The sequence below is a fragment of the Bradyrhizobium niftali genome (assembly GCF_004571025.1).
In the GTDB taxonomy this organism is placed as follows: Bacteria; Pseudomonadota; Alphaproteobacteria; order Rhizobiales; family Xanthobacteraceae; genus Bradyrhizobium; species Bradyrhizobium niftali.
This window is the reverse complement of sequence record NZ_SPQT01000001.1, coordinates 1,038,948-1,058,876: the sequence shown is the minus strand read 5'-3', so window position 1 is coordinate 1,058,876 and position 19,929 is coordinate 1,038,948. Positions and strand designations below refer to the sequence as shown.

Annotated in this window: 24 protein-coding genes and 2 pseudogenes; 11 read left to right on the top strand and 15 right to left on the bottom strand. The window is 60.0% G+C overall.

What is annotated here, in order from left to right:
• Window positions 1-556: 556 nt before the first annotated feature.
• The gene (locus E4K65_RS46935) at window positions 557-721 is read right to left on the bottom strand and encodes a hypothetical protein (protein ID WP_167770521.1); all 165 of its coding nucleotides are present in this window, start codon (window positions 719-721) and stop codon (window positions 557-559) included.
• Window positions 722-1,642: 921 nt separating this feature from the next.
• Here E4K65_RS46935 and E4K65_RS04760 point away from each other — a divergent pair.
• Complete coding sequence (locus E4K65_RS04760) at window positions 1,643-1,843, top strand: hypothetical protein (RefSeq protein WP_135173117.1); 201 nt, start codon at window positions 1,643-1,645, stop codon at window positions 1,841-1,843.
• A 1,190-nt stretch (window positions 1,844-3,033) separates the two neighbouring features.
• Here E4K65_RS04760 and E4K65_RS04755 read toward each other — a convergent pair.
• From E4K65_RS04755 to E4K65_RS04750, 3 genes are all read right to left on the bottom strand, one after another.
• A complete protein-coding gene (locus E4K65_RS04755; RefSeq protein WP_135173116.1) occupies window positions 3,034-3,261 on the bottom strand; it encodes a hypothetical protein in 228 nt (75 codons plus the stop codon).
• 873 nt (window positions 3,262-4,134) lie between these two features.
• A complete protein-coding gene (locus E4K65_RS46930; protein WP_167770520.1) occupies window positions 4,135-4,290 on the bottom strand; it encodes a hypothetical protein in 156 nt (51 codons plus the stop codon).
• Window positions 4,291-4,422: 132 nt separating this feature from the next.
• On the bottom strand, window positions 4,423-4,887 hold the full coding sequence (locus tag E4K65_RS04750) for a hypothetical protein (protein WP_135173229.1): 465 nt from the start codon (window positions 4,885-4,887) through the stop codon (window positions 4,423-4,425).
• A 956-nt stretch (window positions 4,888-5,843) separates the two neighbouring features.
• Here E4K65_RS04750 and E4K65_RS04740 point away from each other — a divergent pair.
• Window positions 5,844-6,026, top strand: coding sequence for a hypothetical protein (locus E4K65_RS04740; protein WP_135173115.1), 183 nt, complete (start codon window positions 5,844-5,846; stop codon window positions 6,024-6,026).
• A 452-nt stretch (window positions 6,027-6,478) separates the two neighbouring features.
• Here the strand turns inward: E4K65_RS04740 and E4K65_RS04735 are convergent, their stop codons facing one another.
• The 3 genes from E4K65_RS04735 to E4K65_RS48475 all read right to left on the bottom strand — a co-directional run bounded on the left by E4K65_RS04735 (window position 6,479) and on the right by E4K65_RS48475 (window position 8,179).
• A complete protein-coding gene (locus tag E4K65_RS04735) occupies window positions 6,479-7,351 on the bottom strand; it encodes a YihY/virulence factor BrkB family protein (protein ID WP_135173114.1) in 873 nt (290 codons plus the stop codon).
• A 415-nt stretch (window positions 7,352-7,766) separates the two neighbouring features.
• Window positions 7,767-8,012: a LysR substrate-binding domain-containing protein gene (locus E4K65_RS48480; RefSeq protein WP_235885489.1), complete on the bottom strand. Its 246-nt coding sequence runs from the start codon at window positions 8,010-8,012 to the stop codon at window positions 7,767-7,769.
• Complete coding sequence (locus tag E4K65_RS48475; protein WP_235885492.1) at window positions 7,982-8,179, bottom strand: hypothetical protein; 198 nt, start codon at window positions 8,177-8,179, stop codon at window positions 7,982-7,984. Before E4K65_RS48475 ends, E4K65_RS48480 begins: the two co-directional genes overlap by 31 nt.
• Window positions 8,180-8,492: 313 nt before the next feature.
• On the opposite strand from E4K65_RS48475, the gene E4K65_RS04725 reads away from it, so the two are divergent.
• Both E4K65_RS04725 and E4K65_RS49970 read left to right on the top strand, forming a co-directional pair.
• Window positions 8,493-8,693: a hypothetical protein gene (locus tag E4K65_RS04725; RefSeq protein WP_135173113.1), complete on the top strand. Its 201-nt coding sequence runs from the start codon at window positions 8,493-8,495 to the stop codon at window positions 8,691-8,693.
• A gap of 489 nt (window positions 8,694-9,182) precedes the next feature.
• Window positions 9,183-9,563 carry a hypothetical protein gene (locus tag E4K65_RS49970; protein ID WP_135173112.1) on the top strand — a complete coding sequence of 127 codons (381 nt, stop codon included), beginning with the start codon at window positions 9,183-9,185 and terminating at the stop codon, window positions 9,561-9,563.
• On the opposite strand, the gene E4K65_RS04715 is transcribed toward E4K65_RS49970, so the two are convergent.
• Window positions 9,553-9,762, bottom strand: coding sequence for a DUF2934 domain-containing protein (locus E4K65_RS04715; protein WP_347340944.1), 210 nt, complete (start codon window positions 9,760-9,762; stop codon window positions 9,553-9,555). The genes E4K65_RS49970 and E4K65_RS04715 overlap by 11 nt on opposite strands.
• Window positions 9,763-9,849: 87 nt before the next feature.
• Complete coding sequence (locus tag E4K65_RS04710) at window positions 9,850-10,086, bottom strand: hypothetical protein (protein ID WP_135173111.1); 237 nt, start codon at window positions 10,084-10,086, stop codon at window positions 9,850-9,852.
• 693 nt (window positions 10,087-10,779) lie between these two features.
• Here E4K65_RS04710 and E4K65_RS04705 point away from each other — a divergent pair.
• A complete protein-coding gene (locus E4K65_RS04705; RefSeq protein ID WP_135173227.1) occupies window positions 10,780-11,418 on the top strand; it encodes a LabA-like NYN domain-containing protein in 639 nt (212 codons plus the stop codon).
• A 96-nt stretch (window positions 11,419-11,514) separates the two neighbouring features.
• On the opposite strand, the pseudogene E4K65_RS04700 reads toward E4K65_RS04705, so the two are convergent.
• A pseudogene (locus tag E4K65_RS04700) lies at window positions 11,515-12,116 on the bottom strand (transposase); the annotation flags it as partial.
• 273 nt (window positions 12,117-12,389) lie between these two features.
• Here E4K65_RS04700 and E4K65_RS04695 point away from each other — a divergent pair.
• Window positions 12,390-12,632 (top strand): hypothetical protein, encoded by a 243-nt coding sequence (locus E4K65_RS04695; RefSeq protein ID WP_135173110.1) that lies wholly within the window; start codon window positions 12,390-12,392, stop codon window positions 12,630-12,632.
• 88 nt (window positions 12,633-12,720) lie between these two features.
• On the opposite strand, the gene E4K65_RS04690 is transcribed toward E4K65_RS04695, so the two are convergent.
• The 3 genes from E4K65_RS04690 to E4K65_RS04680 form a co-directional block, all read right to left on the bottom strand.
• Window positions 12,721-12,951 (bottom strand): DUF6894 family protein, encoded by a 231-nt coding sequence (locus E4K65_RS04690; protein WP_135173109.1) that lies wholly within the window; start codon window positions 12,949-12,951, stop codon window positions 12,721-12,723.
• 49 nt (window positions 12,952-13,000) lie between these two features.
• Window positions 13,001-13,201: a hypothetical protein gene (locus E4K65_RS04685; RefSeq protein WP_135173108.1), complete on the bottom strand. Its 201-nt coding sequence runs from the start codon at window positions 13,199-13,201 to the stop codon at window positions 13,001-13,003.
• A 597-nt stretch (window positions 13,202-13,798) separates the two neighbouring features.
• A complete protein-coding gene (locus E4K65_RS04680; RefSeq protein ID WP_135173107.1) occupies window positions 13,799-14,005 on the bottom strand; it encodes a cold-shock protein in 207 nt (68 codons plus the stop codon).
• Window positions 14,006-14,862: 857 nt separating this feature from the next.
• Between E4K65_RS04680 and E4K65_RS04675 the strand changes: the two genes are divergently transcribed.
• The gene (locus tag E4K65_RS04675) at window positions 14,863-15,111 is read left to right on the top strand and encodes a hypothetical protein (protein WP_135173106.1); all 249 of its coding nucleotides are present in this window, start codon (window positions 14,863-14,865) and stop codon (window positions 15,109-15,111) included.
• A gap of 129 nt (window positions 15,112-15,240) precedes the next feature.
• Complete coding sequence (locus E4K65_RS04670) at window positions 15,241-15,543, top strand: plasmid stabilization protein (protein WP_167770518.1); 303 nt, start codon at window positions 15,241-15,243, stop codon at window positions 15,541-15,543.
• A gap of 209 nt (window positions 15,544-15,752) precedes the next feature.
• On the opposite strand, the gene E4K65_RS04665 is transcribed toward E4K65_RS04670, so the two are convergent.
• Both E4K65_RS04665 and E4K65_RS04660 read right to left on the bottom strand, forming a co-directional pair.
• Entirely contained in the window at window positions 15,753-16,205 is a 453-nt protein-coding gene (locus E4K65_RS04665) for a PPC domain-containing DNA-binding protein (protein ID WP_135173104.1), read from the bottom strand.
• 5 nt (window positions 16,206-16,210) lie between these two features.
• A complete protein-coding gene (locus E4K65_RS04660) occupies window positions 16,211-16,771 on the bottom strand; it encodes a type 1 glutamine amidotransferase domain-containing protein (protein WP_135173103.1) in 561 nt (186 codons plus the stop codon).
• Between the two features lie 111 nt (window positions 16,772-16,882).
• Between E4K65_RS04660 and budC the strand changes: the two are divergent.
• From budC to E4K65_RS04630, 3 genes and pseudogenes are all read left to right on the top strand, one after another.
• Window positions 16,883-17,820: pseudogene (gene budC / locus E4K65_RS46920) on the top strand (meso-2,3-butanediol dehydrogenase).
• Between the two features lie 379 nt (window positions 17,821-18,199).
• Complete coding sequence (locus E4K65_RS48465) at window positions 18,200-18,481, top strand: hypothetical protein (protein ID WP_135173099.1); 282 nt, start codon at window positions 18,200-18,202, stop codon at window positions 18,479-18,481.
• A 174-nt stretch (window positions 18,482-18,655) separates the two neighbouring features.
• A complete protein-coding gene (locus E4K65_RS04630; RefSeq protein ID WP_135173098.1) occupies window positions 18,656-18,838 on the top strand; it encodes a hypothetical protein in 183 nt (60 codons plus the stop codon).
• The last annotated feature ends 1,091 nt before the right edge of the window (window positions 18,839-19,929 follow it).

The window sequence follows — 19,929 nt, the reverse complement described above, 5'->3', positions numbered from 1 at the left end:
GCAGGGATCGGCATCGCGTTTCGCCTGGCTGGTTCCTGACCGCCGAGACAAGGGGAAATGTCCCCGCCGGTCGCAATTGGAAGGTGGATGCCTATGTCGGCCTATGCGTTTCGAGTTTTGCCTACCGACGCTCGGCAAGGCGGTTCCCGCCGGCGCCGAGTGGTTTTATGAAATAAAACACGATGGATATCGCCTGCGGCTTTAGCGGGATGGCGACTGCGTGCGGCGGGGTCACCAAGGGTGGTTATGACTGGACGAAGCGCTTCCATGGGTTGTGGAAGTCGCACTGAAAGCATCGGGGCTGGAATGCAAGCCGCAGGCGCTCGTCTTGTGACGGAACGGAGATCGCTGCACCGATCGTGCGGAACGGTAGCAGCGCAGGCCGCAGGCGCCGCTCAAATGCAGCGCTTGCGGCCGTTTCAACGGCAAGAGGAGTACCCCTAATGCGCCAAATTCCAGAATGCTAATGTTCGAAAACAGACAGACGGCAGCGTGAGCTGTTGTAAGGTAGGCCCATTGCGGCGTACCAGAGCATATTCCCAATGAAGCCCGGCCTTCATGCCGGGCTTTTGGTTTGCCAGGCCAGGGGCAAAAAAAGGGCAAGGCCGCCCCCCGAATTTGCCACGGCGGGATCCTGAAACCATTTTGCCGGCTCCGCGAAGCACTCCCGAAACAAAACCTGATCAAGCTCGCGTACATTGGCCAACGGGGATTCGATCATGTGGGCATTCATTGAAGAATTGTATCGAGACTATTGCCTGACGCGGGTGCAGGAGATCCGGAAGTTCGAACTGTCCCACTGAGCCCGCGGGGACGGTGCCTCTTATTTGCGCGAGATGCCCAACATTCCCGCCCTCCGAAAGCTTCAATCCAACGTTCTATCAAGGCGGGTCCTTGGCACGACACCTCGCAAGAGCCTCGCGCCATCCATCTGCACGGCCCCTGTCGCGTGCACCGGCAGGGGCTTGTTTACATTCGGCACTCTCGCGCGCGGAGGGATGGCGGCGTCTAGCCTTTGGATGGAATCTTGCGCTTCATCGCATCGAACCCAGCCTCTGTGATCCGATATTTTCGGTTTGGCCCCGCCGGTTCGATCCAGCCCTTCGCGAGCATTTTGATCACAGTGCGGGGACCGACTTCGCCGGGGATCGGCTGACTTTTATGGTCGCTTCAAGACCCAGGCGCTCGAAATAAGTCGGAATGTGCGAGGGCCTAGCCGGCATCCTAATCCACAGATTTGAACCAAGGCCGTGCGGGATCTATGCCGCACGGCCCTGGCTGCAACTGTCCAGCCCCGGCCGGATTCCGTCGCTGCCGACAGACTAGCCGATTCCTGTAAGTCGCCACCGATTCGGGAGGGGCCTTCTCCACACCCATACGGAGGCAATAGCGGGCTGACGCCCGGGCCATCAACGATCGACAATTTGCAGAATGCTCACCGGGCCGCTTTCATCGCGGCATGGCAGACCTATTGCCTCTGGATCCAGACTCAGATCTCGTTCCGTTCATTTCGACCAAATTGCTTTTCCGGGGGATCTATCGTGAACGGCGAAGCCGGATGCATGGTTTGTAACCAACCTCGAGTGCTCAAGGTCCTTTTTCCCGTCGGCAAAGGTTACGAGCTGAAGCTCTATGAACCGCCGTGAAGCATCTCTTGAGGCAAGCGGTCAAGCGCCACCGCCCAAGCAGAGCCTATTCGGTCATCATCCGTCACGGCACCGAGACCGATGCAAACCGGGAGTTTGCGTCGGATCGCGAGGGCGATGCGGTCGCATGGTTTTTGGGCGCGCTCCCAATATTTGTGATCATTTATGTAATCTGCGTGAAAATCGGCGCGATCTAGCAAGGAAAGTCATGCGCGATGATAGGCTTTCGCTATCGGTGTTCACAATCGAGGTCGATCGAAAGCCGGTAGTTGCCTTCGCTGCTCGAAAATATTCGGATGCTGAGGCGATCTGTGCCGACCAAAGAATACGCACTAAACTCAACGCGGCGCGGTCGGGTGGAAAGCCTCTTTGCGACGAATTGGCTACATTGCGCGTTCGACTTGCCAATCCCGGAGAAAAGAACCGCTACCGAGAGCAGACTTCAGCGCGATCTGCAGATGCTGGTCTGCCAGTATATTTGGTCGATCTAGATCGGTAGCTGATTGGAAATTAGCCAAAGCGAAAGTAAAGCGTCGCTCCCATGCTCGTCTCCAGACAGCGCAGAATTGCGCTGTGGAAGAGCGCGCTTGAGTCGATGCGGGATCGTGACCGGGGCTTCATGTCCCAGCTGCGGCCCATTATCTCTGCAGCTGTTTCTTGAGTCGGGCTCTCCCCGTCCCTGTCAGGATCTTGCGGCGGGTCAACCGCTTTTCCACACCTCTCGATCCGCAGTAGCTCGCGCGCGTTCCGAGGCCCAAGGTGGCTTGGACTAATTGATAGCCAGCCGTGGGGGGCTTTTGAGGTGTGAAGCCGGGGCCGCTCGAGGTGCTGAACTGCGTCGGTCCAGCGACCCAAGCCTAGGAAAATTCGGCATTCAGCTCTGTTCGCTCTCACACTTTGACAATACGGTTCCCCTCAGGGAACGGAGTAGCTGCAATGAAGGCTCAGTTGGAAAAGCTCCGCACAGAGGCCGCCGAGGGCACCCTCATCCGTCGCCTGGCGACCGCCCCGAAGACACGAGAGCTTTTACGAGGGCTGGCTGATCACCTGACGTTCTCGCCTCAGAAGTTGAACGCGCAATCGCGGAGAGCGTGAAGCCGGCCTGATGAAGGCGGGCCGGCGCGGCCTTTCGAGGAGCCGATCAGGTCAGGGGCCGCCAACGGCGCTTTGACGCATCGGGAAAACGCGGCAATACTCGCCGTATGGTTGCTCTCGATGAGATTGCTGATGCCAGCCGCCGCGAAGCCGACCGCGCGCATCGACTAAGATTAGAGGGCCTGGTCACACTGTGAGCGGACATCACCGGACCCGCTGTTCAGGAAGAGACATGGCTCTAGCACATTGGTCTGGCCAGATAACGGGCAACGCCTGAGACATTCGTTTCAACTCAGATGGCTGCTCCGGCCAGCAAGAAAGCGCCGCCAAGCGCGACCATCACAAGTCCAGGCCAGTTCGATTTGATGCCGAAGCCGCTACCCGGTCTTTCAGGCTCCAGCGTGTCACGCCTAGAGCGAAGCCACCTTCCACCGCTGAGTCGGCCTCGCCAGATGGGCTGAAACGCCATTTGGAGCACGCCGCCGAAAACAAGGAGCACACCAAGCCACATGAGGATCATGCTCGCCTCCTCTACCCGCGAACGCCGAGAGGTTGCTGCGCCGAGAACCCATGGTCAAGTCAGCGTCTGTCCGTGCTCTCCGAATTGGGATCGCGCCCCCGCACGATCACCGGCGTCGTGCCTTGATGCCGGCCGATGTGATTGTGCCACGCCGCAAGCCACGCAAATCTCTGAAATACGGTGCATTCGGCGCGTCGCTCGAATTCGGTCCACCAGCGCTCCGCCGTGCGAAGCTCAGTGTAGATATCAACCTCAACGGCCGAGACGTTGCCTTGCGGTTCCGACATCGTCTTGCGGTTCCGTCGGCGCAGCCTGCCGGCGGCCACGCTTGAATTCGTTACTGGCTTTAACCCTGATGATTCCCTGTCCGCCGGCTTGACGATCAGGATGATAAAGGGTTCCCGCCGAGATGGCGCGACAGATCGCCCCGGGTCCGTCACGGGTCAAACTTGGAAGTCGGCGGGCCCAGGGTGATGGTCTGCTCTGCCCGCTGTGAGCGGACACACCGAATCCGCGGTTCAGGTCCGCGAAGCGCCAGATGCGGACGCTTGTCTTTGAGTCCTGCGCCGCTGGCATGAAGCCGTTTGTTGTTCCTATGCTACGCTAAAACATCTTGATCCCGCACATCCGATATCATCTCGGTCTTCTTCCTCAGCCGTTAACAGCGGAGCTTCGAGCGGGTGGAAGACACGAGCGTGCTGGGCAACTGCCTGGCCTCCCATCCCATATTCCTGGACCCGATGAGCCGCACCAACGTCGCATCACGCGGCGACAGGTGACCGGCCTATAACGATATGAGGATAGGAGCGGACCTAGGCGGCGGCTACCTGAGCGGAACGCTGTCCGACACCCGCCAATGACAGGACATCCTGTTCACGCCGCGAACCGAGCCGGAAGGACGCCTTGGAGCTCGTACAGCAGCCGCTGCTCGCGCTCGATCCGGCTCCGATAGAGTTCGCACTCGCTTTCGGTTTTGGCGCTCGCGCGCTGCGGCTTGGCCAAGGGCTTCTTGGCGGCCGTTTCCTTCACCGGCGTCTACCCGGTGATCGACATCAACATTTCCTTCTGGCCAGCCGATACCTTCTTCGGCTTCTTGAGCGGCTTGGCCGAACGCCGAGCCCAAGATTCCAGAAACCGTCGTCCGACGCGAAGACGGATGGATCACCCGCCATTCAGCGAGAGGCTGATGCGCGTAACGATCTCATCCCAGGCGCGCTCTTCGCTGGCCGGATAATTGATCAGCACGCAATGGACCAACCTGCCGGAGAAGTTGCAGCGGTCATACCAGACCTTGTCGCCCTTGTAGCTGGAAACCGCAAAAAACCGCGGCGTCACTCTCTTGTATTGAATGCGCGCCGGCGGTCCTTTTTTCGCGAGGAAAACAGCGGGCGAATCGCTCCCGACGTTGGGAGCAGCCTGTATCGTGAGGTCGGCGCGGCCGTCGGCAGTTCGAAAGCGTTGCCCGTAACCGTCCGGCCGGCCCGCTTCTTCGGTGAAGATCGAAGAAGGGAAGTCGACCGACGTGCCCGTCTGTGGAATGCGGTAGATCGTCCACCTTATGGGCTGCGCCGAAACCGAGGCGGCCGAGACAGCGCAAATGGCCATTGCCAGAGTTGTCGCTTTCATCAAAGCTCCTCCTTCGCAGACCCCCACCGAGACATAGGCCGCGAGCCGGCTGCATCCCTTCTTACCAGGAAAAGCGGCGAGGCCAATTACGTTCCAAGAGGCCTGATCCTTCGCCATCAATGCCTCTCCACCGAGAAGCAGTGCGAAAGCACTACGCCGACGCGTTCGAGGCATGGGATCGATGGGCCGCAGCAAACATCGACCGGCGACGTGAGTATCCGAAGGCACGTGACCTCCGGGCCAAACGGCCGCTGAGCCATGTGTCCCTTACGGCGGAAACGATCAGCCGTCTGCCGCGCCTTCCCAGCAGCCCGCGACCACCCTGCACCGCAGCCCCGCGCCGCAAGCTTCACCAACGCCGCAACCAGCTCCGAAACCCTGACGCCACCGCCAGCGCCGCCTTCAAGGGGACCTCCGCAGCCGCCATAAGACCACCAGAACGGGCTTCCAGTCATACTCGTCGGCGGGCTACCCGAACAGGAACGGCTAGGCATTTTGGCCGTTCGACATGAGAACAAGTGCTATCGGATATGAGCCGCCCGCGAGCGTACTTCTCGTTGAGGACGACCCTTTGATCCGCGAATTCGTCGTCGAAGCGCTGCGCGAGGCAGGCTAGCCCTCTGCGCCTGCTTCTTGCGCGGTGCAGCGCCCTCGATCGCGGCAAGGTTTCCCATGCGCCCGGCGCCGACCGCCGGCGTTCGAGCAACGCTAATATCCGCGCAGGCGTCCTCCGCCGTCAGCATGCCGTCTGGCGAGCCGAACGTCACCGTCGCCGTGAGCCGATTTGGTTCGGCTCGCTTCTAGGCCGCGATCGAACCTGTCAGAACGTCGGCCCCGACGACGCGGTTTGGGAGCATTCTAAGCCGCGCTTCCGGTAGGAGGCGCCGGCCTCAATTTTGGTCGGCACCGCGCCTTCCTGACTGTGCTATCGTACTGGGCACAGGAGGAAACACGCGATGTCCGTTGCCAAGAAGCCGCTGAAACCCACTGATTTCCCGGTGACTGCCGAAGGCCAAAAAATAAAAAAACAGGACGGCAAGCCGATCGCAAGCACGGAGGATGCAGATCTCGCTGCCGACGTGGCCGAGCGCCTTAACGACGACGAAGCTCGGCGCGAAGAAGATAAGTGGTCAGCCTGATCTGCCCTGGTCGTCGTTGAGCGTACCGATAAGCTTCAGCATGGGCGACTGGACGGCCCAACAAGCTAGTCCGTCGACGGCCCCTGATCGCCTTCCGCGTTCGCCGTTGGGTCGGTATCATCCGAGTTTGCAGTCTCGGACTGCACTTCGGCAGCTCCATTCGTTTGGACCGCGTCTTCCGATGCGTTCGGGCGACGGACGATTGACTCTCCGCCCCTTCGGCGCCTTCCAGTTCGCTTTCCAAGTCGGCCGCCATCTTATCGAAGCGCTCCCGGTCTGCCGCGGTATTCATGGCTGCCGCGAAGCGCCGCGCGCGGGCGATCTGCTCCAACAAAAACTCCTTACTGCTGGGCGTGGCGTCATCTTGGTTCGATGCCCTGTCCCACAGACAATGCGCAACGCGCGAGTTTGTTACAGAAGCGGAAATTGAAGGTCTCCAATACGGAGAATCTTCAGGCCCGCTCGCTGTTGGGTTTTTCATTTCGAGCCCGGCGATCGGTGGGCGCGCGCTCGTCGGCGATGGCCTTGGTGAGCTCGGCGCCGAGGAGGAAGATCTGCGCCGAATAGTAGGTCCAGAACATCAATACGATCAGCGCGCCGGCCGCTCCATAGGGTGAACTGGGCGCTGCGCGCCCGAGATAAATCCCGATCAGCGATTTTCCGACGGCGAACAGCACGGCCGTGATGAACGCGCCTAGCACCAGGTCGCGCCAGGGTATCGCCGTATCCGGAAGCACCTTGTAGATCGCGGTGAACAGCAGCGTGAAGATGGCAAGCGACACGACGGTGTTGAGGACGGCCAGCAGGATCTTGCCGGCGAACAGTCCCTCGAAGACGCTACCGAGCGCTGACAACGCGGTACTGGCGGCCAGCGACACCACCAGCATGAAGCCGAGCGCTGCGACCAGGCCCAGGCTCGCCGCGCGGGTCCGGATCAAGGCGGAGATCGGCTCATCGATCGGGCTGGCCTTGAAGGTCGCATTCAGCGCCGTGTGCATCTCGCCGAATACGCCGGAGGCGGTGATCAGCACAGTGATCACACCCAAGATCGTAGCCACGGCCCCAGAGCCCGGATCGCTCGACCGCTCCAGGATTGACTTGATGAAGTCGCCGCCGGCCGGACCCAGGAGCTGGCCGAGCTCATCGCTGATCGCCCCGCGAGCGGCATCCTGCCCAAAGGCCAAGCCCGCAATTGCCACCACGATCAGAAGCACGGGTGCTAGTGAGGTCGCGGCATAGAACGCGATGGCCGCGCCGCGGCTCAGGGCATCGTTGTCCAGGAAGCCTGAGAACGCCGCCTTTAGTATTTGCCACAGCCGTCCCATGGATTCTCTATCCGCACGTGGACTCGCACACCAGCGAGCCACCGCTTCTGGGCGCGGCCCCGCCTTTGGGGGCCTATGTGGGCTGGGAGCCAGGCCACGCAGGCCCGCATTTTCGCACGGCCCGCTGGACCAATTCGTCCGGGACGCCTGCGTTCCGATCGTGATTGAAGCCGTTCTCTGATCCTGCCTAGAATGGACTTCCACCGCTGGGCCTAGGCTTATGAGGTCGCCGCACGGGCCGTGATGCTGGAGCGCGGCCGCAGAAATTCGCTCAGAAGCGGCACCAGCTCCCCTCGTCGCACATAGGGCGCGGCCACGAATGTGGGCGTGATGCCAATGCCGCCCCCGCAGCGATCACGGCGGCTACGGCGTCGCGATTATCGGTGATAACGCCATTCCAGCGGACGCTCACCTCTCATGAAGGGCCAGCGGAAGGCTGACCCGAACTCTGAAATCGGAAGTTCACGCAGTCATGTTCCGTGAGAGCCTCGGGACGCTGCGGCGTGCCGCGCCGCGCCAGGTAACCGGGCGCGGCAAAGGCGCAAATACTGTGCGGCGCTAGTTGCCGGGAAATCAGCCGGGAATCTTCCATATCTCCGACGCGGATCGCCACGTCGACGCCCTCGCCGATCAGATCGACGAACTGGTCGCCGAGGCGCAGGTCGACGGAAGCTTGGGATAGCGCTCGCGAAAGCGCGGCAGGACGGGTGCAACGATGTGAACGCCGATCGGCAGAGGAACGGTCACCTTCAACACGCCGGCCCGCTCCGACCGCGCTGCGACCGCGGCCTGCTCGATCGCCTCCGCCTCCGTGCCGGTCGAGATCATTTACTACGATGGCCGGCGGCCTTAGCGGGCCCTCGATCCACTTCTGCGCTGCGGGGTCGCGCATCGGATCCTTATCGCATTCCGGGCAGACAAGGCCCCTGCCCCCGTCGACGGTCTCGTCGTACACGAGCTTCATCGGCCGTCCGCAGCGAGGACGTGCCTTTCTCGTCCGATGCAGCAACCACATCTGTTTTCCTCATGCCGCGTTCAGCCTAAGCCCGATTGGCCTCTGCACCAAGCGCCGTTCCGACGCTTGACGAGGCGAAGCCGACGTACTGAAATCGAGCCTTCAGTGATGTTGTAGGATGGCGTCATGGAAGAGTTTTACCTGGGGTTCGCGCAGCAGGCGCGCGACTTGGCCGAGAAAGCCGATCCGTTTACCAGGCGTCGGCTGCTCGAATTGGCCAGGCGGTGCGACCTGCAAAGCAAGCCCGGCCACCATGGCGCTCGGGTCGCTCCTCCACCCAGGGCGATGCCGCCCAACGCGGCCTTCTCCGGCTCCGGCGAGTCCTGAGCCGTTCAGCCGCCCTTGAGAGCATCCTTGACCTCAGGGACGGGCCAGCTCGCGCCCTCCGCGATCACCCGGACCTTTTCGCCGAGACTGACCAGCAGGTGGAGTCGACGTCATCCTTGGCGGCCGCGACGACCACAAGATCGGTCTCCGGAGTCCAGCCGAGGGTATGGAAGAACCCCGGCGCCGTGTCGGCGGGCCGCTTTCCCCATCAAAAATGTCGCCTCATGGTCGTCGCGGCAATTCGCGGGCGAGCTCGCCATCCGGCCAAGCGAAGCGGCTGCTCGCACTGAAATAGCGCCCGAATTCTACGGGGGCGTCAGATCGCCATGACCAGATTACCCATCGCGCACGCGCGGTGAGCTATCCCTTCGAAGCGCCAGAAAGTCGCCCTCGTGAAACTTGGGTGCGATCGATCTTCAAAGAATTACAGAAACTAGGAAACAGCGGGTCCTTCTCACGTTGTTGAGTAAACCATCTGAGGAGGAAAGAATGCGTCGAATCGCACTTGCAGCAATCGTTCTTGCCGCTGGCCTGACGCCAGTGGTGGCTCAACAGACCTCGCCAAACATGCAAAACGAAGCCGATAAAGGCATCAAGACTCAAAACTCCGGTGCATCGGGTTACGTCGGTGAACAGGACAGACCAGGTTCCGCAGCGCAAATGCCTGGCAGTAGCTCGGGTCGCGCCGATTCCACGACGACAACACCTAGCGCTCAAAATTCCGGAACAGGAATTGCCGGGGCACCGGGTGGCAAAAGCGGCCCCTCTCCAAAAGGTACTGTCGGTCAGAATACGTCGACCCAGCAACAGGACTCATCGAATATCAAAGGTCTGCCGGGAAACAAGAGCGGCCCGCCCGCTAAACGTTGACGGTTCGTTGCTCGAAGGCGCGTGGCGTAGTCGTCACGCGTCTTGATCGGTCCCTGACCGGCAAATTGTCTGTCATGCCGGGCGGCAGATCATCTGGCTGCGACCGCACCGTCAGAAGCTGCTTCTCGGCTGCATACCAGAAGCGATCCACGTCTCCGCTTGGCTTGCCCGCAGCACGCCAAACCTCGCAGGCACGAATACGAATGTCCTCCTGACCTAAGCTGGGCGTCGGTTGTTCCTACCCACTGGTGCAAACCTTGGCTCCAGACGGTCTCGCGGTTGATATTCAGTGTCGCTGGAGAGCGTATCGACGTTTTAATCTTTCGGTTGTCGTCCGAGCAGCATAATCGATGCGGTCAATGTCGGCGCCATCAGCCGCAGTAACGTTCAAATGCCAATTCATAGTGTTTGGGTTGTCCTCATCGCATTCAACTTCAACCGCGATAACCAATTCGCCGCCCGGAAAGCTCCGGATCTCCTGCAGGGCAATTAACTCCAGGTCTTTCCTTGACATACTGGCCATTGCGAGGCTCCGCGCGCCCACCTCTCAATCAACACGCCGCGTTCTTGCCTCGTTCCTAAAATGCAAAAAGTCAGCCATGCCGTCTTATCGCACACTGGGACAAATAAAGCGGGTCTGCCGTTCGCCCGGGAAAACTTGCAGCGCCCACTCACCGATGAGACTTGTAAAACGCTTGCGCGTTTGCGTTGCATCGGGCGTCGCGCCCTATGAGCAGGACCTCTTGTTGGAGTGCTCCAATCCGGTGGACTGATAGGATGCCGAAAGCAGCAGCAGAAAAAGCGCCCTGGCCGCTTTGTATCTGGCGGCGGCGCGGCTGCCCTCCCGACCTGAGACTATGGTCGTTCCGTCGCTGGTGCACACGCACCAGCTCCATCTTCGGCCCCGCGGCGCGAGAGAGCGATATCAAAGAGCTTGAACTGGCCAGTCATTGCACTGCAAAAGATTGTGGATAGGCCAAGAATAATCGACAGCGCTGCCCCCGTCCACAGCGACAGAAAATCCCCCTAAATACCGCTGGGAGCTTTCGGAGCCTTCGGGTGTTACGAATTAATTTTGGCTACAGCAAAACTGTTTGAAGGTTGAAGGACCCAAGTATAGCATCGGGGCTTGGGGCTCTGATGAGGACTTTGGAAGTGCCGCCTCATTGGCGGGTTGACGTGCACATCCCGCAGCCTGGCACTTCAAGCTTCAGAGATCAAAATGTCATCTACCAGCAAGATTGCGCTCTTCATCGATGGAGCCAATCTCTATGCCACGGCGAAAACGCTGGGTTTTGACATCGATTACAGGCGCCTGCTGAGTGAATTTCATAGCCGCGGGTCGGTTCTCCGCGCGTTCTACTACACCGCCATCATCGAGGACCAGGAATACTCTTCGATCCGTCCCCTGATCGACTGGCTCGACTACAACGGGTACACCGTGGTGACCAAGGCCACCAAGGAATTCATCGACGCCAGCGGCCGCCGCAAGGTCAAGGGCAACATGGACATCGAGCTCGCGGTGGACGCCATGGAGCTCGCAGGGCACATCGACCAGGTGGTGCTGTTCTCCGGTGACGGCGATTTCCGCTCTCTGGTTGAAGCCGTGCAGCGGCGTGGTGTGCGGGTCACCGTTGTGTCAACAATTACGAGCCAGCCGCCGATGATCGCCGATGAGTTGCGCCGCCAGTCCGACTTGTTCACCGACCTCGTCGAGCTGCGATCCAGGATCGAGCGGCCCGCCTCTGAACGAGCTGCCCCGCGCGAGCGTGAGGTGCGTCAATCCGCGCCGCAATCTTTGCAGCGCGTGACGGCCGTGCCACCCAAGGGAAATGATAGCGTTGTTGAGGAATGATCTCGAAGTGCCAGTGAGCAGCGTCAGGCGGTTGCCCTTAGCCGCAACCTAATTGACCAGCGAAATGTCTGCTCACATGAACCTCGCAGGCATAATGGTCCAGCGCGCCGCCGGGTCGGACGGCGACACGAACTTCGGGGTGACTTCACTGCCCCGAAGGCTGCATCGTCGACGACAGCTAGATAATCATCGATGGCTCGTCCGGCAGCCGCCGGCGAAAGTCCCTTGTCGCCTTCGATGCCCTTCTGCCGATTGGCATCGGCCTTGATCAGGCTCGCATCGACTGCAAACCCTTCACCGCCCACCAGCCGCTCCTCGATGCAGCGGCGCAACACGCACTCGAACACGCGTCGGAAGATCGTTTTGCCGGAAGCGGCCGTGCCTGTTCTTGGAGAACGTCGAGTGATCCGGCACCGCCCCGTCGAGACTGAGCCGGCAGAACCACCGGTCGGCCAAATTAAGGTGAACTTCATCGCACAGGCGCCGCTCTGATCGGATGCCGAAGCAGTAACCGATCAGCAGCATCCGGATCATGAGCTCCGGATCGATCGAAGGCCGACCGATGTTGCTGTAGAAAGGTGCCAGGTCCCGCTTGATCTCTTCGAGGTCAACAAACCTGTCGATCGACCTGAGCAGGTGATCGGCGGGAATATGCTTCAGAACAAAGCGGCCTGCTCGACTTGCCGATTCCCCATCATGATCTTCAGTCCTGGCAACTAGACAGACTGAATCACTGATCTATCTGCGTCGCAACAGCCGCCTTTTTCAACAGAATCGGCCCAACGAGGAAGTCCGCGATGTCCGCTTTCGCGCCGCTATCAGAGTCTCAGCGGACATCAACGGTGTCCCTGAACTATTTCACAACAGGCAGTAGCTCGTGCTCCGTCTCCAAGCCGCCAGGAATCGATAAATTTGACGCAGGTTTGCCGAGTGGCTCGGGAACTTTCCGTGGCGGGGTTGCTTGGAGGGCAATGACGAGCACGACCGTAGTTCTCATTCCCGGGATGCTGAAAGCGCTTCGTCTGGTGCGCGTTTACGGCTTTATGGTCGAGCGCAGAGACGGCCTGTATTACCCCGGCAGCAACCAGCCGGCATGCTCGAAGGCTTTAGCAGAGAAGATGGTTGAAGGCGGCTGGCTGGTGAAACAGGGAGAGCGTTATCAGCCTACAGAGAAGGGTTGGCATGCAGGAGAAGCCGGTCCGCATGTGGGGTAAGATAGGTGAATCCCAGGGCCCGCCCCCGTGAATATCTGCTGGCTCCTAGGAAGGTAGTAGCCGTAATAAACCGCCAACTGAACCGTCCTTACTGCTTCGTCATACTTCTGTCGAAAATGAATGCGGCTTGAAACACCCGCTCAACTTCTGTCCTCACTTCCACGGAAACGTCCTGCCGTATGGTGGCAAAGTCCTTTGCCAAGTTCGCAAGCGACCTCGCGGCTTCGACCTCGGCCTCTTGCTGAGTGTCGAATTCCATCCCTTCCTCGTCCGGGTACAAACCGGTGTCGTCCCGGATGTCGAAGTAGTACCGGGTCATGCGCCGCCCTCATTCGAGGGAGAGCAATGGAATAAATGTCCACCTGTTCCTATTCCGGCGGCTGTAACCCGGGCGATCTCAGCCAGTCGCTGATGTGAGAGCCGGTCTCGGCTTGTCTGGCTTTGCGAAGGAGGATTTCGCGCTCAGGGCCGTGCGGGAGCCTCTTGGCTTCATCTCTCAATCGCTGGGCTTCTTGGCCGAGACGTTCTTCGAGGACGACGGTCTGTTTAAACCTGCGGCGTTTCGTCATGATTCGCCTCGTGCATACGGGTCCTAACCGATTGGTTTGCAGTCCATATTTTAGCCAGAGCTCTACCGGTTGCCATTTACAAATGTTGGAATCTCGGGCCCTCGGAAGAACTTTAGTGTTCAGATGCAAGCGTTGACGGGAGCGGGCAGCCGGAGGAACAAGCCATGGAAATGGACCTTGCGGAGCGCTTCTTTATTGGGCTCGCATTCGTAGGCGCGAAGTATGGCCCGGCAGCGTGAACCGGCGGGCCGTGTCACAAGGCTGTGGCATAAAGATTGCCAATTCGAACCCAACTGGGATTTCAGCACTCAGTTTGAGAATGAAACGCTGCCGGGACATGAATTTCGAGCCCGGCAGCGTCCTATTTCGAGACTGGCGGGACCGCCCTCAGTGGAGATCCGCCGGCATCAGCACGCGGCTGAGAGGGCCGGCTCAAACTACACGAGAGCGGGACTATGTGCGGCTGCTGAAAGTCGCCGAAGCCCAGGAGCATCTGGCACTGGGCGTCGTCCGATATGTTCCAGCTTCCTAGTGTTGCGGCGACGAGAGAAGCCGTTGCCGATTTTGCTGACGCTGCATCTGGTCGACTACATCAGATCAGATACGCAGATTTTCCGCACTGCTCTTGCCGCGCTTTCGATCAACCTGGACCTCATAAGAGACCGTCTGCCCCTCGGCCAGCCCGGACAGACCGGCGCGCTCAACAGCGCTTATGTGCACAAAAACATCTTGGCCGCCGTCATCGGGTTGGATGAAACCAAATCCCTTGGTCGCATTGAACCACTTCACAATACCCGTCGCCACGTTCATCTCCGAGTTAAGCAATACGATAGAGTAAATCAAGCTGGACCATTCCCGCAAGACCGATCCCCATGTTGATCGCTCGGCTCGTCACCGCCGGGTGCCACGTATTGAATGCAAGACCCGCGGCGGCACCTTGTTCCCGGCGACATTGGCATTGGACAACGTCCGATCGATCGCGGCCAAGCGCTCCCATGCGTCGCGGAAGACGCTAAGGGCGTTGAGCTAGTTGCAAGTTCATCGTTCGGTTTGCCCCAACGCCCGTGCGAGATCGACGGGAAGCGGCCTCTTCGCAGGCGGATCTCTGACGTCGAGCCGCGCCTCGTCTGCACCGCCTGCGGTCAGCGCGGCGCCGAGGTCAAGCCGAACTTCGATGGAGACGAGCCGCCTCTGCTGGCGATGCGATATCGCAACACCAATGACCAATGGCTGGGGGCGGCCCTTCGACGATCCGATCAAGCTGCCGGACGGCAAAACAACGCAGCCGCTACCAAATCCGAGCCAATCCCAGAACGAACCGCCGCCAGCCGAAATTCGACCGGCTGCTCCGCATCCTAGTGGCGCGCGGACATCCACAAAATAAGGCAAAGCCGCTCCTGATCCGGGGCGGCTTTTGCATTTCGAATGCAATGACCCCAGCGCCGGGTTGAGGATCGACGCTGGAGTCAAAGCTTGCCAGAAAGGACGTCCGGGTGTGCGAGGCCGAACGGGTATAGCTTCACGGCGGTGCCCTAATCTATCGTTACGTTTTTCCTAATGTCGCTCTCAGAACACGAACAAAAAGCGAGAGGAAAATTGAAATCGCGTTAAACGCGAAATGGTAGATTAACTTACCGACAAATTGCATTTGGTTTCTTTCCATGCACAACGTTGTGCCGTTTCCGAAAGCTGCTTCCAGGCATGCGGGCGAAACCGCCCACCATTTTCGCCGCGCAATACTTCTGCTCGACCTCTCGCTGCAGCACACCCGTGCGCTGATCGAGGACTGCCCTCGGAGCGACAATAGACACAAACTGGAGCATCAGCTTCGAGAGGCCCGAATGCTGCTTGAAATGCTGCGAGCCTCAGCAGAAACGATGTTTCCCAACATTGAGCGGCATTACGATTGATGCTCCGCCTCCTGATCAGTGTCGGCTTGCATGTTTTGGACCTCGCCGCGTTAAGGGGCGTTTTGAGATTGGAACCGGGGGACCTTCCCAGTCTTAAACCGAATATTTCCGATCGACGGGAGGAGTGTCATGCCTCGTGGCGACAAGTCCAGTTACACCGACAAGCAGAAGCGACAGGCTGAGCATATCGAGGAAGGCTATGAGCACCGCGGGGTTCCGGAGAAGGAAGCCGAACGGCGCGCCTGGGCAACCGTGAACAAAGAAACCCACGGTGGGAAGAAGAGCGGCTCGGGTCGCGGCACTGAGGAAGATCACTCGCCGTCCCGCAAAGGCGGCCGATTGGGCGGCGCGGCCTCGGCCAAGCGGCCGGCATCGGAGCGTTCAAAGTCAGCCAAAAAGGCGGCCAAGACCAGAAAACGACGCGCGGCGTAAATCATCGAAAGGAGAGCGAGATAGGTCTCGAAGCCGTCGTTTTCCTTGGAGCGCTCGTACTCCTCACGGCGCTGATCTACGGCGTCCTCGGCTATCGCTACCGAAACCGGGCATTGGATCGCGTGGCCGAAGAGGTCACGCGTGAGAGGTATCGAAAGAACGAAACCTAGCGCGACGCCAGGTCTAGTCGACGTCGACACAGCAGCCCGTCACGTCTTTCCTGCTAGGATATCGATCAGCGCTATGCCGAGATCTGGCTGCTTCTTCCGCCTAAGATGGGCTGGTGTGTCCGCGACGACCACCTCGAGTGTCGGTCGCACCCTTCCTTCGAGAAGATGTCCGCCACGGGTTGTGCCGTCGGCCAGACCCAGGACCACATGCACGTGGAGGCTCGCCTTTCCGTCGTCGCCGACAGCGATATCGCCGATCGCGCTCAACACCTCGCACTGCTCCGCGACCTCGATCTTCTTATAGGTCTTCTTCTCGAAATCGAACCAGCCAACGGTCGCCCTTTCGAAGGCGCCGATGGCGGTCAGCGACGCCGCGGTGATTCCGGCGTCGTTCGCGAACTTGGTGAGCGTCGTGAGTGCTTCCTCGCCGGATTCGAGGATTGCGACGCGGGTCTCCAAGCCTGCCTCGCCCGATATCTTGGCGCTCTTCATCGTCGTCAGGCCGCGCTGCGCTGGGTGTGTCGACCTTCCTTGACCTCTTCCACGATCTTGGCGCAGAAGGCCTCGAGATCGCCCGGGTTGCGAGAAGTGATGACGCCCTGATCGACGACGACCTCAGCGTCCTCCCACTTCGCTCCTGCGTTCGCGACATCCGTCTTGATCGACTTGAAGGAGGTCATCTTGCGACCTTTCGCGATCCCGGTCTCGATGAGAAGCCAAGGGGCGTGGCACACTGCGGCGACGATCTTCTTGGCATCGAAAATATCCTTGATGAACTTCAGCGCCTTGGGCTCAACCCGTAGAAGATCCGGATTGATCTGCCCGCCGGGCAATACGATTGCGTCGTAGTCGGCGGCCGATGCCTCGTCGAGCGTCTTGTCGACCTTTACCGGCCAGCCCCAATCCTTCTTGTTCCAGCCCTTGATCTCGCCTGCGGCGAGCGAGACGACATCGACCGTTGCGCCAGCCTTCTTCAAGCGCTCCTGCGGCACTTCCAGCTCGGCCTGCTCGAAGCCGTTTGTGGCGAGAATGGCGATCTTTTTGCCGGTCAGATCCATGGGTCCAATCCTTCGTTTTGCGGTTTTGTCCAACAATCGATCTTCTCGAACATCGTTCCTGAAAAGGCCAGATCGGTCGGCGATTAGGACCCGACCGCCGCGACGACGGTTATGAGCAGCAGGAGAGTTTCGCATGGTCGACAGGTTCCACGGCAAGGTGTCATCGTCACTGGAGCGGCTTCCGGTATCGGAGAGGCGACAGCGCGTCGCTTCGTTACGGAGGGCGCGAAAGTGGCGCTGGTCGATCGCGATAAAGCCTCACTGGAAGAGGTCGCCAAGAGTCTGCCCGCCGACCAGGTAATGGTGCAAGCCACCGACGTGTCGGATCGCGTGCCGTCGATAGAATGGTCGCGGCTGTCGTCGACCGCTTGGGCCGGCTGGACGTCATCGTGAATAACGCCGGCGTCCATGAAGGCGGCGACCCGGCTTCGATCACCGACGAGAAATGGCGCAAGGTGATGTCGATCGACGTCGACGGCGTGTTCTACGGCTGTCGCGCGGCACTTCCCATATTGAAAAGACCAAGGGCTCGATCGTGAACACGGCGTCAGTCTCCGGCACCGGTGGCGATTGGGGCATGAGCCCCCTACAACGCGGCGAAAGGCGCCGTCGTCAATCTGACGCGTGCCCTTGCCCTGGACCTCGGCAAGAAGGGCATCCGCGTGAATGCGCTCTGTCCCAGTCTGACGCGTACGGGCATGACGGAAGACATGATGGACGACAGGAAGCTGCTGGCGAAGTTCGCCGAGCGGATCCCGTTAGGCCGCGTCTGCGAACCCGAGGAAGTCGCCGCCCTGATAGCTTTCCTGGCAAGTGACGACGCGAGCTTCATGACCGGTGCCAACGTGGCGGTGGACGGGGGCGTATCCGCCTCCAATGGTCAGCCGCCTCAAGAAAAGCCTATGGGCAATAGCAGATCGGACCTAGGGCGAATGATCAGGGCGTTGGCCATGCGCGCCTCCGCTACAAAGCCACTCCACTTCCGTCTGGTGCGTCACCAAAGCAATGAAAAGCCGTGCTTGCCCAGCCATCCTAACACGGCCGAGTAGACGAGAGAAAATAGGCCGGCCCACAGCCAAGAACGCCCACGGACTACACTGATAGATCTTAGATACAGGAATGCTCCAAGCAAAGTTCCGTAATTCCTCCTGAAGTCCCCGTTGAGCTTCGCAATCTTGGACAGCTCGGAAGAAGTCTCGACTTCAGTCGCCATGGCGCTGGTTCCTATTACGACAGTTCGAGCCAGCGCCTTATGAACCACTGTTTTGCCCGACGGAGCAAGCGGAATTTCGGTATATCGAAAGCCTCCTTTTTCGACTCGTGGTGCGCGCGTTTTCCACGCCCACGACCGGCAGTAGATCGCGCGCCTTTCTGTCTACCAGTAATGGATAATTTGCAAGGTGCTCACGACGGCGCTTTGATCTCGGTATGCCTCGTCCTGTTCGACGCCACACGCCTGCACACGTTGACGGCCGCCCCGTCAAGATCACCTTCGGCGAGATGCGCGAAATGGGCCTGCGTGGCGTCCTTGTCTATTGTCATTGCGGCCATCACGTTGCTCTGGATGCCGACCATTGGCCCGACAAGGTAAGGCTATCGGATCTCGAGCCGCGATTTATCTGCCAGGGCTGTGGGTCTCGCGGTGCCGACGTTCGGCCGGACTTCGACTGGAACGGCAAAGCGCCTTTCGGTGGCTTGGGCTATCGATAGCCACTTAAGAGGCGACCCCGGCCGTGGGGGCTTTTGAGGTGTGGAAGGCCGGGGCCGCTGGAGGTGCTGGACTGCGTCGATCCAGCGACCCGAGCCTAGGAAAATTCGGCATTCAGCTCTGTTCGCTTTCATACCTTGGCAGTACAGTTCCCCTCAGGGAACGGAGTAGCTGCAATGAAAGACATGCAGGCTCAGTTGGAAAAGCTCCGCACAGATGCCGCCGAGTGCGCTCTCATCCGTGACTTGGCGACCGACCCGAAGAAACGAGAGCTTTTTACGAAGCTGGCTGATCACCTGACGGTTCTCGCCTCAGAAGTTGAACGCGCAATCGCGGAAAGCGTGAAGAGCACCCGATGAAGGCGGACTTGGGGGCGGCCTTTCGAGGAGCCCGATCAGGGTCAGGGCACGCCAACGGCGCTTTGACGAGTCGGGAAAAATCGACAATACTCGCCGTATGGTTGCTCTCGATGAGATTGCAGATGCCAGCCGCCGCGAAGCTGACCGCGCGCATCGACTGAGATTAGAGGGCCTGGTCGAGGACATCCGGAAGACCATAGAGGGACCGAGCAGCGCCAAAAAGAAGGTGGCGCGGATCAGAGAGCTACTCACCGTCCAGGGCTATCGCGCCCAAGCGTAGGCCCGCCAGCTTGAAACCGACCACCACCTGATGGGGTGGATGGCCCCCTCTCGCGGCATCGAGTGCCATAATGGTGGTCGTCGAATGCGCTACAAGCCTTCATCGCCGCTAACGCCACAAAGCGCTTCGACATGCAGCTAGCGCTGCCCTGGCGGGCTCGGCCTGATGTCCAACGAGGAAAAGCCCCTAGCCGCCGGTGCAATGGCCACGACGTGCGCCAACTGTGACGATCGCGGCTGGGGTTGCGACAACCATCCGGACCGTGCCTGGGACGACCCGCGCGCCTGCACCTGTGGCGGCGCTGGCGCGCCCGAGGGCATTGTCGGTGCCGGCGGCCGATCCTGCCGAAATACAAAAGATCCGCCGCGTGATCGATTTGCGCTGGTTCGAATCCGCCCCTTCGATGCAGTCCACAAACGCCCTGATCGAGGCTTGAGAGAGCACAATCGCCTCATCAGACAGGCCCAAGACCCGGGACAGCACTTCAGCGCGATGCGCATCGATTGCCGGGATATCGCGCTAGATGGATGTTGGAGCGCGCGACATCTTCCAGGGAGCAATGACGCCATTGAACTCCCCGCCCCGTCCATCAGCATTGTCCCAGAACTCTAGCTTTCGGGGGTTCGAGTCCCTGGTCCGCTACATCGCGATACCCACTATTTCGGAAGCCCTGTTTTCTTACCGGAGAGCAGCCTAGGGTCTCGATAGGCCGCCAAAAACCACCTTTCGCGTCGTGCGCTCCGTCGCCGCCAAAAATTTCAGCGAGTAGGTTCAAATCAGGGAGGCGCAACCACCGATACCGACATTCGGT